This window comes from Azotobacter vinelandii CA (genome assembly GCF_000380335.1).
GTDB classification, from domain to species: Bacteria; Pseudomonadota; Gammaproteobacteria; order Pseudomonadales; family Pseudomonadaceae; genus Azotobacter; species Azotobacter vinelandii.
Window position 1 is genome coordinate 2,148,107 of the sequence record NC_021149.1, and the last position, 16,812, is coordinate 2,164,918.

General features: G+C 65.5%; 11 protein-coding genes and 1 pseudogene. 9 read left to right on the forward strand and 3 right to left on the reverse strand.

Annotated features, from left to right (window positions below; genetic code table 11):
• Positions 1-38 precede the first annotated feature (38 nt).
• The 3 genes and pseudogenes from AVCA_RS09815 to metC all read left to right on the forward strand — a co-directional run bounded on the left by AVCA_RS09815 (position 39) and on the right by metC (position 4,211).
• On the forward strand, positions 39-641 hold the full coding sequence (locus AVCA_RS09815; protein ID WP_012700748.1) for a cysteine dioxygenase family protein: 603 nt from the start codon (positions 39-41) through the stop codon (positions 639-641).
• Entirely contained in the window at positions 638-1,279 is a 642-nt protein-coding gene (locus AVCA_RS09820) for a glutathione S-transferase N-terminal domain-containing protein (protein WP_012700749.1), read from the forward strand. Before AVCA_RS09815 ends, AVCA_RS09820 begins: the two co-directional genes overlap by 4 nt.
• A 176-nt stretch (positions 1,280-1,455) precedes the next feature.
• Positions 1,456-4,211 (forward strand): annotated as a pseudogene (metC, locus tag AVCA_RS26760) (cystathionine beta-lyase).
• Positions 4,212-4,519: 308 nt separating this feature from the next.
• On the opposite strand, the gene AVCA_RS09835 reads toward metC, so the two are convergent.
• From AVCA_RS09835 to AVCA_RS09845, 3 genes are all read right to left on the reverse strand, one after another.
• A complete protein-coding gene (locus tag AVCA_RS09835; RefSeq protein WP_012700752.1) occupies positions 4,520-6,907 on the reverse strand; it encodes a TonB-dependent siderophore receptor in 2,388 nt (795 codons plus the stop codon).
• 132 nt (positions 6,908-7,039) lie between these two features.
• Complete coding sequence (locus tag AVCA_RS09840) at positions 7,040-7,993, reverse strand: FecR domain-containing protein (protein WP_012700753.1); 954 nt, start codon at positions 7,991-7,993, stop codon at positions 7,040-7,042.
• On the reverse strand, positions 7,993-8,520 hold the full coding sequence (locus tag AVCA_RS09845; RefSeq protein WP_012700754.1) for a sigma-70 family RNA polymerase sigma factor: 528 nt from the start codon (positions 8,518-8,520) through the stop codon (positions 7,993-7,995). The genes AVCA_RS09840 and AVCA_RS09845 overlap by 1 nt, the downstream gene beginning before the upstream one ends.
• 439 nt (positions 8,521-8,959) lie before the next feature.
• On the opposite strand from AVCA_RS09845, the gene AVCA_RS09850 reads away from it, so the two are divergent.
• From AVCA_RS09850 to AVCA_RS09875, 6 genes are all read left to right on the forward strand, one after another.
• The gene (locus AVCA_RS09850; protein WP_012700755.1) at positions 8,960-10,162 is read left to right on the forward strand and encodes an acyl-CoA dehydrogenase family protein; all 1,203 of its coding nucleotides are present in this window, start codon (positions 8,960-8,962) and stop codon (positions 10,160-10,162) included.
• A complete protein-coding gene (locus AVCA_RS09855; protein ID WP_012700756.1) occupies positions 10,159-11,103 on the forward strand; it encodes a D-isomer specific 2-hydroxyacid dehydrogenase family protein in 945 nt (314 codons plus the stop codon). The genes AVCA_RS09850 and AVCA_RS09855 overlap by 4 nt, the downstream gene beginning before the upstream one ends.
• A 44-nt stretch (positions 11,104-11,147) precedes the next feature.
• Positions 11,148-11,945, forward strand: a complete 798-nt coding sequence (locus AVCA_RS09860; protein ID WP_012700757.1) for a class II aldolase/adducin family protein — start codon at positions 11,148-11,150, stop codon at positions 11,943-11,945.
• 92 nt (positions 11,946-12,037) lie between these two features.
• On the forward strand, positions 12,038-12,892 hold the full coding sequence (locus AVCA_RS09865; protein ID WP_012700758.1) for an ABC transporter permease: 855 nt from the start codon (positions 12,038-12,040) through the stop codon (positions 12,890-12,892).
• A 4-nt stretch (positions 12,893-12,896) separates the two neighbouring features.
• On the forward strand, positions 12,897-13,697 hold the full coding sequence (locus AVCA_RS09870) for an ABC transporter ATP-binding protein (RefSeq protein WP_012700759.1): 801 nt from the start codon (positions 12,897-12,899) through the stop codon (positions 13,695-13,697).
• A gap of 593 nt (positions 13,698-14,290) precedes the next feature.
• Positions 14,291-16,792: a TonB-dependent receptor plug domain-containing protein gene (locus tag AVCA_RS09875; RefSeq protein ID WP_012700760.1), complete on the forward strand. Its 2,502-nt coding sequence runs from the start codon at positions 14,291-14,293 to the stop codon at positions 16,790-16,792.
• The last annotated feature ends 20 nt before the right edge of the window (positions 16,793-16,812 follow it).

Sequence of the window (16,812 nt, forward strand, 5' to 3'; positions counted from 1 at the left end):
GGCCGTCGCCAACCCCACCCAGACAAGGAAACAGCCCAATGAGCAACCAAGAAGTCGGTAAAGCGGTCGCCGCGCTCCTCGAACAGGTGCGCGCGATCCAGGCGCGCGGCATCGACCGCGAGGCCCTGCGCGAAATCGTCGGCCTGCTGGAGAAGCTGGCCGAGCGCCGCGATTTCTTCAATTTCGCCAGCTTCCCGCCGCCGGCCGCCAGCGAAGGCAAGACCGCGACCCGCTATCGCCTCAACGACGACGGCGACGACAGCCCGACGCTCTACCTGAACTCCCTGCTGCCGGGCAAGAAGACCGTCCCGCACAATCACGAGACCTGGGCGATCATCGTCGCGGTCGAAGGCACCGAGTTCAACCGCGTCTATCTGCGCACCGACGACGGCAGCGACCCGGAATTCGCCAGGTTGCAACTGGAGCGCGAAGTCACCGTGCAGCCCGGTTCGCCGATCGCCTTCCTCGGCGACGACATCCACGACATCCGCGTCGAGGGTGACCGGCCGACGCTGCACTTCCACCTCTACGGCCGCCCGCTGGAGGCGCTGAGCGGGCGCTACGGCGTGCAGCCCGACGGCAAACTGCAGAACTACAACCGCAACCAGATGGAACCCTCTACGCCGGTCGTCTACGCATGATCGACCTCTACTACTGGCCGACCGCCAACGGTCTCAAGGCGGCCATCCTGCTGGAAGAGCTGGGCCTGGAGCATCGCCTGCTGGCGGTGAACATCCGCGCCGGCGAGCAGCAGGACGCGGCCTTCCAGCGGATCAGCGCCAACGGGCGCATCCCGGCCATCGTCGACCATGCGCCGGCCGGCGGCGGCGGGCCGTTCGCGTTGTTCGAGTCCGGCGCCATCCTCGGCTATCTGGCCGACAAGAGCGGGCGTTTCCAGGACGACCGCTATCGGGTGCAGGAATGGCTGTTCTGGCAGGCCGGGCACATCACGCCCTACCTCAGCCAGTTGCAGGTGTTCCGCGAGCGGCTGCCGGAGCCGGTGCCGCGCGCGCTGGAACTGCTCGACCGGGAGGCCGAGCGGCTGTACGGCGTACTGGAGCGGCGCCTGGGCGAGGTGGATTACGTCGCCGGCGCCTATTCCATCGCCGACATGGCGATCTTCCCCTGGATACAGCCGCGGCGGCAGGGCCGCCGACTGGCCGACTTCCCGCGGATCGGCGCCTGGCGCGAACGCCTGAAGGCGCGGCCGGCCGTCCAGCGCGCCTATGCCAAAGGGCGCGAACTGGCGCCGACGGAGCGTTCCCTGGCCCTCGAATGAGAACCTGCTCAAAGTCTCGCGAGCTAAGGCCAGACAAGGCGAAAATGGCTGAGGAAGCGGAGTTTACGTGCTGTAAATGAGCATTTCGAAGCCATTTTCAACGCGGTGTGGCCAACGCGCAGCAGACTTTGAATAGGTTCTGAGGGTCGTTCTTTTCTTTTGCGGATGAGACTTGCATGAGCCAGACCATAACGCCGCAGCAATTGCAGCAATGGCTGCACGACGGGCGGGAAATCGCCCTGTTCGATGTACGCGAACACGGACAGTACGGTGCGGCGCACCTCTTCTATGGCGTGTCGCTGCCCTACAGCCGGCTGGAGCTGGATGCCGTTCGGCTGGCGCCGAATCCGGCGGTACGCCTGGCGATCTACGACGAAACCGGCGGCGAACTGGCCGAGCGCGCCGCCGTACGCCTGCGGGCGCTGGGCTACCGCCGGGTGCACATCCTCGACGGCGGCGCGCAGGGCTGGCGGGCCGCCGGCTTCGAGCTGTTCGCCGGGGTCAACGTGCCGTCCAAGGCGTTCGGCGAACGGGTCGAACTGGCTTGCGCCACGCCGCACATCTCGGCGCCCGAACTGGCCGCCCGGCAGGCGCGCGGCGAGCCGCTGCTGGTGCTGGACGGCCGGCCGTTCGAGGAATACCGCAAGATGAACATTCCCGGCGCCATCTGCTGCCCGAACGGCGAGCTGGGCTACCGGCTGGGCGATCTGGTCGCCGACGAGCGGACCACCATCGTGATCAACTGCGCCGGGCGCACGCGCAGCATCATCGGCGCGCAGACGCTGATCAACCTAGGCGTGAAGAATCCCGTCTACGCGCTGGAGAACGGCACCCAGGGCTGGTTCCTCGCCGATTTGCCGCTGGAGCACGGCAGCACGCGGCGCTACCCGGAGTCGACCGAGCCGGCCGGCCTCGCCGAACGGCGCGAGGCCGCGCAGCGGCTGGCGGCGCGCGCCGGGGTGGAGGCGTTGGCGGCGCAGCAGGTGGCGGCCTGGGCCGACGACCCCGAGCGCAGCCTGTTCCTCCTCGATGTGCGCAGCGCCGAGGAATTCGCCGCCGGCAGCCTGGCGGGCGCCCGCCACGCGCCGGGCGGGCAGTTGATCCAGGCGACCGACCAGTACGTCGGCGTGCGCGGGGCGCGGATCGTGCTGTTCGACGCCGAGGGCATCCGCGCGCCCATCGTGGCCAGTTGGCTGCGCCAGGCGGGCCATGACGCCCATGTGCTGGCCGGCGGCCTGGACAGCGGTCTGGCGCTGGCCGGCCGCGTCCCGGCGTTCGAGCTGCCCGCGCTGGCGGAAGCGGATGCCGCGACCCTCGCGGACGAACTGGCCGGGGATGCCGTGCGGCTGTTCGACCTGCGCCCGAGCATGGCCTACCGCGCCGTGCATATAAAAGGCGCGGACTGGTCGATCCGCCCGCTGCTGGCCGCCGCCGCGGCCGGCGAAACGCGCCCGCTGCGCCTGCTCGCCGACGACCCGTGGCTCGCGCGACTGGCCGCCCTGGAGTTGCCCGAGGCGCAACGCGAGACTGTGCGGATCTGCCGCGCCGATCCGGCTGTCTGGCGCGCCGCCGGGCTGGCGCTGGAGGAGGGCGGCGGGCAGCCGCCGGATGCCGAATGCATCGATTTCCTGTTCTTCGTCCACGACCGCCACGCCGGCAACAAGGCGGCGGCGCGCCAGTACCTGGCCTGGGAACTGGGTCTGCTGGCGCAGCTCGACGCGCGCGAACTGGCCGCCTTCCGCCCGCTGGTCGCGGAGGATCGCTCATGAACGACGATGCGCGTACCCGTCTGGTGCACGCCGCCCGTCCGCCGAAGGGCCCCGGCGGGCGGCCGGTCAATCCGCCGCTGACGCGCCTGAGCACCGTGCTGTTCGACAGCGTCGGGGAAATGCGGGAAGTCCGCCGGCGCCGCGACGGCGAACGCCTGCTGAGCTACGGCGCGCGCGGCAATCCGACCGCCTTCGCCCTGGAGGATCTGGTCAGCGAACTGGAGGGCGGCTACCGCACCAAACTGTTCCCCACCGGGCTGGCCGCCGCGGCGCAGACGCTGCTCAGCTATCTGCGGCCGGGCGATCAGGTGCTGATCACCGAGTCGGTCTATGCGCCGGTGCGCCGGGTGGCCAGCGAACTGCTCGAACCCTTCGGCATCGAGGTCGGCTATTTCGCCCCGGACGGCCGGGATCTCGAAGCGCACCTGCAAGCCAACACGCGCATGGTCTATACCGAAGTGCCCGGCTCGCTGCTCTACGAACTGTGCGACCTGCCGGCCATCGCCGCCCTCTGCCGGCCGCGCGGCATCCTGCTGGCGGTCGACAACACCTGGGGCTCCGGCTATCTGTACCGGCCGCTGGCGCTGGGCGCGGACATTTCGGTCATGGCGCTGACCAAGTACCTGGGCGGACACGGCGATGTGGTCATGGGCAGCGCCTGTACCCGCGAGGAGGTCTGGCAACCGCTGTCGCGGATGAGCGATGCCCTCGGCATCACCGTCAGCCCGGACGACGCCTGGCTGGTGCTGCGCGGCGCGCGGACGCTGGCGGCGCGTCTGGAGGTACACGAACGCCAGGCGCTGGAGATCGCTCGCTGGCTGCAGCGGCGCCCGGAGGTCGGCCGCGTCCATCATCCGGCCTTGCCCGAGCACCCAGGCCACGCGCTCTGGCGGCGCGATTTCGCCGGCAGCAACGGGCTGCTGTCGTTCGAGTTCGCCGAGGACGATCCAGCGCTGGCCGCCCGTTTCGTCGATGCGCTGCGCCTGTTCGGCATCGGCGCCTCCTGGGGCGGCTACGAGAGCCTGGCGATCCTCGCCGAACTGAGCGGACGCGGCGCCTTGCCGACGACCGCCAGTTGCATCGTGCGCCTGCATATCGGCCTGGACGACAGCGCTTCCCTGATCGCCGATCTGGAGCAGGCGCTGAAAGCGGCGGTGGGCTGAGGCGCCGGACTTTTGCCGTTCCCCCTGTGGGAGCGAATTCATTCGCGACCGGGGTGGGCAGGGAGCTCCGGGCGTTGCCTGAGTCGCGGATGAATCCGCTTCACACAAGGATCGTGGTGGCGTGGCTCAGTAGGGGGGATGGCCGAAGCCATCCACCGTGGCGGACAAGCCTGCGGCGTTGTCCGCCCTACATTGCCGGGTAGATCGGTCAGAGGGTAGGGCAGGTGCAACCCGCCAATTCGGGCGTGGGCCATTGCCATGGCTGGCGGGTTGTATCGAACGGCCGCCGAGATTGAAAGAGGCGACGATTAAAAATCCCAGCGAGTCGTCAACATCATATTGCGAGGTTCGCCATAGGTTTTGGTAGCTACGCCGGTCCATACCTCTCCGTAATTGGAGTAATAATATTTGTCGAACAGGTTATTGATATTGAGCGTGGCCGAGAGATTGTCGGTGATCTGATACTTGCCCATCAGATTGACCAACCAGAAGGCTTCCTGACGGTATTGGTGCTCATTACCCAGAACATCGGTACCGTCCCGCCAAGTCGTGCCCTGGTAACTGCCACCGCCGCCGATAGTGATTCGGCTAAACCTGCCGGGCAACCGGTAGGTCGTATAGAGCTTGAATTGGTTTTCCGGTTCGAAAGTTGTCAGCTTCTCGTTGGTTTCATCCTCTCGGATGACCTGATGGGTAAAGCCCGCCTGGATATTCCAGCCAGGCATCAATTCGCCACTGATCTCCAGTTCGATACCCTTGGTCTTGGCTTTCTTTCCTTCATACATGCTGTAGTTTCGTTCGGCATTCCAGCCTACAAATTCGGCACGATTGTCCTGGCGGATTTCGAAATAAGCCAGGCTGGCATTCAACCGACCATTGAACCATTCGCCCTTGAGCCCGCCCTCATAGCTATCGCCTTCGTCCGGATCGAGTACGGCATAGTTTTCATCCCGAGCACTTTGCGGCTGGAATATCTTGGTGTAGCTGGCATACAGCGAAAAATTGTCGTTCAGGTCGTAGGTGATACCCGCGAAAGGAACCACTTCGCCCGTTTCGCGCATATTGCTGTCGCCACCCCGGCGATAATTGGTCACACGGCCGCCCAGAATCACGGCGAGATCATCGGTCAGGCTGAAGCGGCCACTGGCGTAGTAGGCACGTTGGTTGACTCGATCTTCGGTGCGATAACGGATACCACCCCAGTCCGGTCGCTCTATACGACCATTCCAGTCCCAGAAGTTAATGGTTGTTCTAACAGAGTTGTGTCCTGACCCTTTGAGATGGTTGTGATATCCACTGACACCTACTGCCAATTCGTGTGTGCGTCCAAATAGTTCGAAAGGACCACGGGCATAGGCTTCCAATGCCTGTGTTCTTATTTTTGTTCTATATTGGCCAGATTGCAATGTGGCGCTGCCATTGTCAGCACTTGGGATAGACTTAATGCTTCCTAGATTAGCATCATATGCATTTCTCTGGAATGTGTAGTAAATTCGGCTATTCCAGCCATTATCGAACTCATGATCAAGCTGGGTGAAGAAGGCATGGCTGAACTGCTCTGCGCGCGACCAAGTTGCTCCAGGATTGAAGGATCGCGACGTGTTTATTTCATTATTATGGCTATCAAAAACTGGTGTTCCTGCCCAGTTATTACCAGTTGGGATTCTTTTGTCATAGTTGGCTCCAATGGTCCACAAGGTCTGTGAGGATAGATCTACTTCCAAGATTCCATACAGTGCCCGAGTCTGCTCCTTGAAATGATCCATGAAGGATTGCTGATCCTGAAATGCTGTCGCGAAACGGCCACGAACACTACCGCTTTCGTTCAAAGGACCACCTACATCCCATTCGGTGCGGTAATTATCCCAGCGACCATATTCGGCCGTGGCGTGCCCGGAAAATTCATGGGTAGGTTTCTTGCGCACAAGGTTGATAGTGGCACCCGGAGCACCCGCGCCGGTAGTCAGGCCACTGGCTCCTTTGATGACCTCGATTCGATCGTACTGGATCATATCGACCGATGTATTGCCCATGTCGGTACCGGTCAAAACCGGAATACCGTCGTATTGAAAGTTCTGGATCTGGTAACCACGGGCATAGTAATAGGATCGATAGTTATCCGTGCCATGCCGCGTGATACCTGGCGTGTGATCCATCACCTTGTTGATATTGGTGAGATTGAAGTCGTCCATATGCTGGCGAGTGACGACCGTGACGGTCTGCGGTGTCTCGCGAGGCGTCAGTACCAGTCGGGTAGCGGTCGCGATGGTGCCCGGCGTATAGGATTTGGTCTGCTCGGTGATGGTGCCGAGCGCGTTGTCTTCCACCCGCATCGCATCCAGGCTCACGACTGCGGAATCTTCCGGAACCTTCTGCAACAGCACCGTTCTTTCATCGACGAAGCGGACTTCCAGGCCGCTACCCGCGAGAATCCGGGCGAAACCTTCGGCGATGCCGTAACTGCCGTTCAACCCGTCGCTGTGCCTGCCCGTGGTCAGGCTGGCATCGAAGGACAGCACCACGCCGGCCTGGCTGGCGTACTGGCCGAGCACCTGCCCGAGCGGGCCACCGGCGACGTCGAAGCGGCGGCTGGCGTCGTCGGCCCGGGCGGCGGAGCCGGCGGCGAACAGCGGCGCCAGCAGCGCCTGCTGGAATATCAGGGTCGCGCCGAGGATGGCGACGGCCAGTGGTTTCATGGGGCCCGTGTATCGGGTTCGATCCTGCTGCATGTTCTCCTCCCGGAGAGACTTTCGTTCTCATTTGCAACAGGGGTCGTATGGGCGGGGGGAAATCGACAATGGCCGTGAAAGTTTTTTCGGGGCGGCGGGTCATCGGCCCTTCGGCAGCAGCCGCACCCAGTAGCGGGTGTGGCTGGACAGGCGAACCGGCAAGGCGTGGACGATGGCGGCCAGGGCCCGGTCGGTGTCGTCCAGCGGGTAGGCGCCGGACAGGCGCAGGTCGGCCACCGCCGGATCGGCGGAGAGAAAGCCCGGACGATAGCGCGCCAGTTCGTCGAGCAGGTCGGCCAGCCGCCAGTCGTCGATCACCAGGCGGCCATTCGCCCATTCGGCGGCCAGTGGGTCGAAGCGGCGGGGGAGGTTTCGTCCGGCGTCGAAGGCGAGCGCCTGTCCGGCCTGGACGATGGTTTCCCCCGGCGCCGCGTTGCTCACGGCGACGGCATGCTCCAGGACGGTCACTTCGCTGAACGTCCGATGCTGTCGGACGATGAAGCGGGTGCCCAGGGCGCGGATCAGTCCGTCATGAGTGGAGACGACGAAAGGGCGTTCGTCGCCGCCGAGGCTCCTGGCGGTTTCGACGAGAATTTCCCCGCGGTGGAGTTCGATCAGGCGCCGCTGCCCGTCGAAACGGACATCCACGGCGCTGTCGGTGTTGAGTACCAGGCGCGAGCCGTCTTCCAGGGTCAGACGCCGCCGTTCGCCGATGGCGCTGCGCTGGTCGGCGAGCCATTCCTGCCAGGGCAGGCCTTGTCTGGCCGTCCAGCCCAGCGTTGCGGCGCCTCCGGCCAGGATCACTCCCTTGAGCAGGGTCCGGCGGCCGAGTCGTGGCTCTTCGCTCATCGTCTGGAAGGCGAGGTTGCCCGGCAGGTCCTGCAATTGCCGCTGGAGGAGTTCCATCCGCTGCCAGGCCCACTGGTTTTCCGGCGCCTGGGCCCGCCAGGCGCGCCAGGCGGCGCGATCTTCCTCGCGGACCTCGTCCGAGCACAGCACGGCGTGCCAGCGGGCAGCCATGCGCAGGGCGTCGCGTTGCCGGTCGCTGGGCATCAGAGGTCCGCGTCGAGGGCGAACAGCAGGCATTGTTCGGTAGCCCTGGCGATATATTTGGTCACCGAGCTGACCGAAACGCCGAGGCGTTCGGCGATCTCGGCGTAGTTCATTCCCAGCAACTGGGACATGAGGAAAGCCTGGCGCGGCTTGTGGCCCAACCCCAGCAGCATGGCATCCAGGGCGAGCAGGGTTTCCACGATCTGCAGGCGGACTTCCGGGGATACTTCTTCCGCTTCGGGCTGCCGGGCCAGGGCGTCCAGATAGGTGCGCTCGAGGGTGCGCCGGCGGAAGTGGTCGATCAGCACGCGCTTGGCCACGGTGACCAGATAATGCCGGGGCTCGCGCAGTTCGGGCAGGCTGCCGCCGATCAGGCGCACGAAGGTGTCCTGGGCCAGGTCGGCGGCGCTGTGCGAGCAGTCCATCCGGCGGCGCAGCCAGCCGACCAACCAGGTGTGATGATTCTGGTAGAGCAGGCCGACCGCCCGATGGGGCGGCTCGGCTGCGTCGCGGATGGCATCGCTCATGGGAAACCGATTCAATTGAGAATGTTTCGCAATTTATGCGAGCCATCAATCAAGCGCAAGACACCGGGAAGAGGCGTCGCCCGATACTGTCGCGCCGACCGCCGGGGCCGTTCGCATCCGCCTCCCGCCACTTCGCTGCGGACGACGAGCGGCCGCTCTTCTTCTCGTGCGGGGGGCGGATGGCCGTGGCAGGGAGTTTTTCCGGCCCGCGAATCGATCCGCAATATATGAAAATAAAAAATAATTTTATCGATAAAAATAATAAAAAATCATAATTAATTTATAGCTAAAAAGACTTTTACAGCATTCTTTTATATGAATAAGGTCTTTCGAGACCGACCCCGCCAGGTGGAGGCGATCTGGATATCCAGTGTGCTTCCACCTTGCCACTGCATCCGGAGCCCATGTCCTGTCGCAACTTTCACGGCGAAGGTAGTCCATGAGTCTTTCAGTGCAGCAGCCCGCCATTTCCCCGGCGGCGGGCGATCGAGGTCCGGCGGGGGGCGGGAGCCCGGAAGGGTTCCTGGCCGAGCTTACCCGGTTCCTGGCCGCGACCGCCGCGGAATACGACCGTTCCGGAAACTTTCCCTGGGCGAATTTCCAGTACCTGCATGAGCGCGGCTTGCTGGCCTTCACCGTGCCGCGCGAGCAGGGCGGCGGCGGCGCCGGCCTGGGCGAGGCCCGGCAGGTCGTCTCGGCAGTCGCCAGGGGCGAGCCTTCGACCGCGCTCATCCTGGTCATGCAGTACCTGCATCAGCGTACCCTGCAGCACAGCGCCTCCTGGCCCGAACACCTGCGCCGGCGGGTGGTGCAAGAGGCGGTGCGCGACGGCGCGCTGATCAACTCGTTCCGCGTCGAGCCGGAACTGGGCACGCCGGCCCGCGGCGGACTGCCCGCCACCCTGGCGCGGCGCACCCCCGACGGCTGGATCATCGACGGCAGCAAGATCTATTCGACCGGCAGCGTCGGCATCACCTGGTATCTGGTCTGGGCGCGCAGCGACGACCCGGAGCCGCTGGTCGGCGCATGGCTGGTCCGCAAGGACAGCCCCGGCATCCGCATCGTCGAGGACTGGGATCACCTGGGAATGCGTGCCACCTGCAGCCATCGGGTCGATTTCACCGATGTCCGGGTGCCGCTCGACCATGCGGTGAACGTCAGCCCCTGGCTGGCGCCCGTCGCGGAGCTGAATGCCGACGGCGCCCTGTGGATGGCCGTACTGCTGTCTTCGCTCTACGACGGCGTGGCCCAGGCCGCCAGGGACTGGCTGGTCGCCTGGCTGCAGACGCGCAGGCCATCGAACCTCGGCGCCACGCTGGCGAGCCTGCCGCGTTTCCAGGAACTGGTCGGGCGCATCGACACCCTGTTGTTCGCCAACCGCAACCTGCTCGATTCGGCCGCCGCCGGGCAGGTTCCGCCCGGACATGCCGGGCAGATCAAGCAACTGGTGACCGGCAACGCCATACGCGCCGTCGAGCTGGCCGTCGAGGCGGCGGGCAATCCGGGGCTTTCCCGCCGCTATCCGCTGGAGCGGCATTACCGGGACGTACTCTGCGCCAGGGTGCACACCCCGCAGGACGACGTGGTCTTCGGCGGGATCGGCAAGGCGGCGCTGCACACAACCGAAGGAGCGAAAGCATGAGCGGAATCACCATCGCCAGCCAACTCGACGGCGAGGCGAACCGGTATCTTCAGGCGCAATTGCCGGACGAGCGGATCGTCCAGCTGGAAAACCAGTCGCTGGCGGGCATTCCCGCCGAAACCCGGGTACTCGTCGTGCGGCCGATCAATGTCCGCGGCGTGTCCCTGACCCATCCCCCCGAGGGCTGGCCGTTCCGGCTGGAATGGGTGCAACTCGCTTCGTCCGGCATCGACGCCTATCCCGACTGGCTGTTCGAGCTGCCCCGGGTGACCAGCGCCAAGGGGACGGCGGCCCATGCCCTGGCCGAGTTCGCCCTGGCGGCGATCTTCTGTGCGGCCAAGCGCTTCCCGGAACTCTGGGTCAAGGACGCGCGCTGGGAACTGCAGCCGCTCGGACAACTGCGCGGCAGCACGCTGGGCATCCTCGGTTTCGGTTCGATCGGCCAGGTCCTCGCGGACAAGGCCCTGGCGCTGGGCATGCGGGTGCTGGCGCTGCGCAAGGACAACCGGCCCGTCGATCATCCGGGCGTCGAGTCGGCGCGGGACATCCTCGATCTGGCCGAGCGTGCCGACCATCTGGTCATCGCCGCGCCCCTGACGCCCGAGACGCGGCATCTGGTCGGCCGCGACGTGCTCGGGCGCGCCAGGGCGGGGCAGCACCTGATCAATATCGCCCGTGGCGGCCTGCTGGATCAGCAGGCGCTGCTGGAGGCCCTGGACGCCGGCCGCCTGAGCCTGGCCACGCTCGATGTCACCGACCCGGAGCCGCTGCCGTCGGGGCATCCGCTCTACCGGCATCCGCGGGTCAGGATTTCCCCGCACACCTCCGCCATCTCGGCGGACAGCCAGAAGAACGTCGCCGCCCGCTTTCTCGAGAACTTCGAGCGCTTCAAGGCGCAGCGGGAGCTGATCGGCCTCGTGGACGTCGCCCGGGGCTACTGAAGGAAAACGTTCAAGACCACACCTCCACAAGGAAGGAATGAAGCATGACCGTACTGGTGAAACCCGAAACCGCTCACAGCGCCGCTCCCCGCCCCGATATCGCTCCCGAGGAGTGGGCGGTTCGCGTCAAGCTGGCGGCGGCCTACCAACTGGCCGCCCTGTACGGCTGGACGGACCACATCTACACGCACTTTTCCGTGCGCGTGCCGGGAGCCGAAGAGCATTTCCTGATCAACCCCTTCGGCCTGCTGTTCGACGAAGTCACCGCCTCGACGCTGGTCAAGATCGATATCGACGGCACCATCATCGACGACCCCCTGGGGCTGGGCATCAACCAGGCCGGCTACGTGATCCACAGCGCCATCCACCGGGCCCGTCCCGATCTGAAAGCCGTCCTGCATACCCATACCCGCCACGGCGCCGCCGTGTCGGCGCAGAAGGAGGGCCTGCTGCCGCTGTCCCAGCACGCGCTGGCCTACTACGGCCGGGTGGCTTATCACACCTACGAAGGGGTGGTGCTGGATCTGGACGAGCAGGAGCGGCTGATCGCCAACCTGGGCGAGCGCAATGTGCTGATCCTGCGCAACCACGGCTTGCTGGCCGGCGGCGTCAGCGTGGAGCACGCTTTCCGCCTGCTGCATGGCCTGGAAAACGCCTGCGCCATCCAGATCGCCGCCCAGGCGGGCGGCAACGACGGCCTGCTGTTCGCTCCGCAGGCGGCCATCGACAAGGTGCGCCGCCAGGCCACGGTGTTCGCCGACGGCGAACACCCCGGCATCACCCGCCACTGGAGCGCCGCGATCCGGCAACTCGAACGGCGCGGCAGCGATTACAAGAGCTGAACGGCGGCCGGCCATCCTCCCGGCAGGGCGGGTGGCCGGCCGTCCCGGACCGGCATACCTGCACATCGGGCCCTGCGGGACATGAGGTAAGCATGACTGGAAAAATCAACGGATCGTTATTTCCGGCGGGCCGGCTCTCACGGCAATGGATCGGCGATCGCCTGGCCAGGTACGGCGCAGGCTGGAAAACGCCCGATTTCGCCCGGCGCCTGGCCAGTCCGCTGGCCATCCTGCTGCTCTGGGAACTGGCCGCGCAGACGGGGCTGATTCCGGCCCGGGTGATCGCGGCCCCCAGCGCCATCGGCGAGACGCTCTGGGCGATGATCGCCAGCGGCGAGCTGGGCAGGCATCTGGCGGTCTCGCTGCAGCGGGCCGTGTCGGGCCTGGCCATCGGCGTCGGCATCGGTACCGTGGCGGCGCTGATCAGCGGCCTGTCCAGGCGCGGCGAACTCGTCCTGGACTCGCCCATGCAGATGCTCAGGACGGTGCCGTCGCTGGCGCTGGTGCCCCTGTTCATCCTGTGGTTCGGCATCGGCGAGTTCACCAAGATCGCCCTGATCGTGATGGGCACGACCTTTCCGGTGTACCTGAACCTGTTCGCCGGCATTCGCAACATCGATCCCAAGCTGGTCGAGGCCGCCAATACCCTGGGCCTGAACCGCCGGGAACTGATCTGGCACGTGATCCTGCCCGGCGCCCTGCCGTCCTTCTTCGTCGGGCTGCGCTACTCGCTGGGCATTTCCTGGCTGGCCCTGGTGTTCGTCGAGCAGATCAACGCTACCGCCGGCATCGGCTTCCTGGCCAGCGATGCGCGGGATTTCATGCGCACCGATGTCATCGTCATCTGCCTGCTCATCTATAGCGTGCTGGGGCTGCTGATCGACGGGTTGATCCGCACCCTCGAACGCTTCGCCCTGGCTTGGCGTCCTTCTTTCGTCGGGAATTGAGCCCATGACCACCCAGTACCTTTGCGAACGGCCGGCCGTCAGGCTGCAGCAGATCGTCCGCCAGTTCGGCGGCAACCGAGTCATCGACAACCTGGACCTGGATATCGCTCCCGGCGAGTTCGTCGCGCTGCTCGGGGCGAGCGGTTCCGGCAAGACCACCCTGTTGAGGGCGCTGGCCGGTCTCGACGAGGTCGACGGCGGGCGGCTGGAGGTCCCCGAAGCGCGCGCCGCGGTTTTCCAGGAGCCGCGCCTGATGCCCTGGAAACGCACCTGGAAGAACGTCACCCTAGGGCTGCGCGCGGGCGATGCCAGGCAGAGGGCCATCCAGGCCCTGACCGAGGTGGGGCTGGCCCATCGCCTCGAAGCCTATCCCGGCACCCTGTCGGGCGGCGAGGCGCAGCGGGTCGCCCTGGCGCGCGGGCTGGTCCGGGAGCCGGAACTGCTGCTGCTCGACGAACCCTTCGCCGCCCTGGACGCCCTGACCCGGATCCGCATGCACCGGCTGATCATCGAACTCTGGCAGACGCACAAGCCCGCCGTGCTGCTGGTGACCCACGATGTCGACGAGGCCATCCTGCTGGCCGACCGGATCATCGTCCTGAAGGACGGCCGCATCGCCAGGGAGATCCGGGTCGCCCTGGAGAGACCCCGGGACAACGGCCAGCAAGGCTTCAATGCCATCCGCGCGCAACTGCTGGGTCTGCTCGGCGTGGCCGTGGAGCGCGGGGAGGAGGGCGCGCAGGAGCAGCGGAGCGGTGGCGAGTCCTTTCCGCCTGCCGCCTCCAGGCGGGCGCTGGCCGGATAACGCTCCCGCGGCACCGGCACGCGGGAGCGCGCTTCGTGCCGCTTCCGTGGCCAGGCTTTCGATGCCGGCCCGGCGCAAGCCGCGTCGCTCCGTGGCCTGCCCGGCAAGGGGCGGGGACCTGGGGCAGGCCTTGGAGCGCGCGCCTTCGCCGAGCCGCCAAGGCCCGCCGGCCGGATGGCGCACGAGCGCCGTTGCATGGCGACGAGTCCGGCCTCTCGTACCGCTCCACCTCGCCGCCCGCCGATCGCCCACCTTTCGAACGTCGCCGTCCGGCAGCGGCTTCCGACCGTTCGCAAAGCACCGTCCCGCAACTCATGGCCCGCATCGGCGGCACCCGTGCATGGGCCGCGCATCGCGCAAAAAATAATAAAAATTTATTTTCAATAAATAAATATTAATTATTTTAATATTGCTAATGGTGATTTCACTGGGATTTCTTATGCAATTAGTCTGCGTCCACGCACCGACCACTGACGTTGTGGAGGTTTCGGAATCAGGAACTTTGAAGTAAGGAATGACCCTCCATGCCGTACCCATTGCAACGATTTTCCTCCACAGGGGCCGGGGCGGAGCCGCTCCCATCCAGCAGGCGCATGCCCGAAAGGGAACCCATCGGATTGAAGCTTTCCGGCCTGCTACTGGCGTTCGGCCTGTGCCCGCTGGCGCAGGCCGAAGAGGTCGCGGGCGACACGGCACTGCAGACGGTGACGGTGACCTCCGGCAGGACGGCGGAAAAGGCACGCAGCAACCAGCGCACCGTGGTCGAGAGCGCGACCCCCATCGATATCATCAACAGCGAGCAATTGTTGAAGACCGGGCGCGCGGAGTTGTCCGAGGCCATTTCCAAGCTGCTGCCGTCGTTCAACTTCGGCACCAACATCGCCGGCGTCCAATCCACGGTGCGGCCGTTGAACAACCGCAGCCTGAACCCGGCCTACACCGTGGTGCTGGTCAACGGCAAGCGCCGCCACAACGGCTCGGTTCCGGCCAGCGGTTCGACCGACAACAGCGGTCACAACCCGGTGGATATCGACATGATCCCGATCAGCGCCGTCGAGCGCATCGAAGTGCTCAAGGACGGCGCCGGCGTCAAGTACGGCGCCGACGGCATCGCCGGAGTCATCAACATCATCCTGCGCTCGGACCCCGCGGGCACGCATATCGGCACGAGTTACGGGCAGCTCTATTCCGGCCGGGGCGAAACCGCCAAGTTCGAGGGCAACAGCGGTTTCGCCATCGGCGACGACGGCTTCCTGCAGATCTCCCTGGATGCCCGCAAGCGCGGCATGGCCTACTGGGGCGAAAAGGCCGACCCGGACAACCGCGCCTTCTTCGAGGACGATCGCCAGGCCGCCTGGGACCATGTGCGGGTCAAGAACGGCGATCCCAAGCTCAAGGCCTACAACTGGGCCTTCAACACCGAATTCGCCCTGGGCGACCTGGCCCGCTTCTATTCCTACGGCACCTATGGCGAACGCCGCAGCGAAGCGCAGAACAACATGCGTCCGGCCAACGGCAACGCCTCGATCCCGGAGCTTTTCCCGGATGGCTACTTCCCGCTGAACAACATCGAGAACATCGACTATTCGCTGCTGCTGGGCGCCAAGGGCGACGCCTCCGGGTGGGACTGGGACCTGAGCACCGTCTACGGGCGCAACCGCAACAGCCACGCCAGCGACCTGACGCTCAACCCCACCTACGGCCCGGACTCGCCCACCTCGTTCGACGACCTGGCCACCTTCCAGTTCGAGCAGCTCTCGACCAACCTCGATATCAGCCACGGCTTCGAGAAGTTTCCCCTCCTGAATTTCCCGGTGGATCTGGAAATGGGACTGGAGAACCGCTGGGAGCGTTTCCGCACCTTCGATGGCGACCCGAAGGGCTACAGCGTCGGACCCTACACCTACTCGCAGTACCTGGCCGATGGGTCCCTGAACCCCCTGTACGCGGCCAATGGCCCTCAGCCCATGGTCGGCGCCCAGGGAGCGGTGACCATCCGTCCCGAGGACGAGGCGGACGAACAGCGCAACACCTCTTCCCTGTACCTGACCCTCAACCTGCACCCCACCAAGCGCTGGTCCATCGGCCTGGGCGGGCGCCTGGAACACTTCGACGACATAATGGAGAACGAGAATTTCAGCTTCAGCGTCAATTCCCGCTACGAGCTGACCGATACCCTGGCCGTGCGCGGCAACTTCGGCACCGGTATCCGGGCGCCTTCCCTGACCCAGATCGGCTACACCGTCTCCGACAACCGTACCGCCTTCAATGCGGAAGGCGTGGTGGTGCCGGCCTTGCGCCGGACCATCCGGCCGGACTCCGCCCTGGCCGAGGCCCTGGGTGGCAGCGAACTGGAGGCCGAGCGCACCAAGAGCCTGGGCCTGGGCCTGACCTGGCAGCCGGCGCCGCGCACCAGCGTGACCCTGGACTTCTATGTGATCGATGTGGACGACCGCATCGCCCTGACCGAGAACCTCTACGACCGCTCCGGCGGCAACGGCGGGATGGGAGACATCCTGGCCGCCTACGGTCTGGAACGCACCGACTGGATCAACTTCTACACCAACGCCTTCGACACCCGTACCCGCGGGCTGGACCTGGTGGCTGACCACACCACCGACTTCGGCAGGTTCGGCGAGGTGCGCTGGACCCTGGGCTTCAACTGGAACAACACCACCATCCGCAGCCGCAAGAGCAGCACGCCCGCCGGGCTGGGGTCCGGGATCGAACTGGTCGGCCATGCCGCCGAAGGCACCCTGGTATCGGCCATGCCCCACACCAAGACCATGCTGGGCGCCAACTGGTCGATCAGGGACTTTCTGGTCAACCTGATGGTCACCCGCTACGGCTCGGTGGAAACCTGGCAGCAGAACGAGGCCCAGGATCGCACCTTCGGCCACAAGTGGATCACCGACCTGGACATTTCCTACACCCTGTTCGACAGCCTGACCCTCAGCCTGGGCGGGAACAATATCTTCGACGTCCGTCCCGACAAGAACGGCGTCCACCAGGCGATCGGCGGTCCCGAGTACGGGAATCCGCCTTTCCACCCCGGCGGCGGTGCCTGGTACACGAAACTCGCGTACGACTTTTGAGCGGCGTCGGCCGGCCGATG

Coding starts and splice junctions, on each gene's coding strand:
- AVCA_RS09870 (WP_012700759.1), top strand. CDS start 12,897: ATGACCACCCAGTACCTTTGCGAACGGCCGGCCGTCAGGCTGCAGCAG.
- AVCA_RS09850 (WP_012700755.1), top strand. CDS start 8,960: ATGAGTCTTTCAGTGCAGCAGCCCGCCATTTCCCCGGCGGCGGGCGAT.
- AVCA_RS09845 (WP_012700754.1), bottom strand. CDS start 8,520: ATGAGCGATGCCATCCGCGACGCAGCCGAGCCGCCCCATCGGGCGGTC.
- AVCA_RS09840 (WP_012700753.1), bottom strand. CDS start 7,993: ATGCCCAGCGACCGGCAACGCGACGCCCTGCGCATGGCTGCCCGCTGG.
- AVCA_RS09875 (WP_012700760.1), top strand. CDS start 14,291: ATGCCCGAAAGGGAACCCATCGGATTGAAGCTTTCCGGCCTGCTACTG.
- AVCA_RS09815 (WP_012700748.1), top strand. CDS start 39: ATGAGCAACCAAGAAGTCGGTAAAGCGGTCGCCGCGCTCCTCGAACAG.
- AVCA_RS09860 (WP_012700757.1), top strand. CDS start 11,148: ATGACCGTACTGGTGAAACCCGAAACCGCTCACAGCGCCGCTCCCCGC.
- AVCA_RS09835 (WP_012700752.1), bottom strand. CDS start 6,907: ATGAAACCACTGGCCGTCGCCATCCTCGGCGCGACCCTGATATTCCAG.
- AVCA_RS09820 (WP_012700749.1), top strand. CDS start 638: ATGATCGACCTCTACTACTGGCCGACCGCCAACGGTCTCAAGGCGGCC.
- AVCA_RS09855 (WP_012700756.1), top strand. CDS start 10,159: ATGAGCGGAATCACCATCGCCAGCCAACTCGACGGCGAGGCGAACCGG.
- AVCA_RS09865 (WP_012700758.1), top strand. CDS start 12,038: ATGACTGGAAAAATCAACGGATCGTTATTTCCGGCGGGCCGGCTCTCA.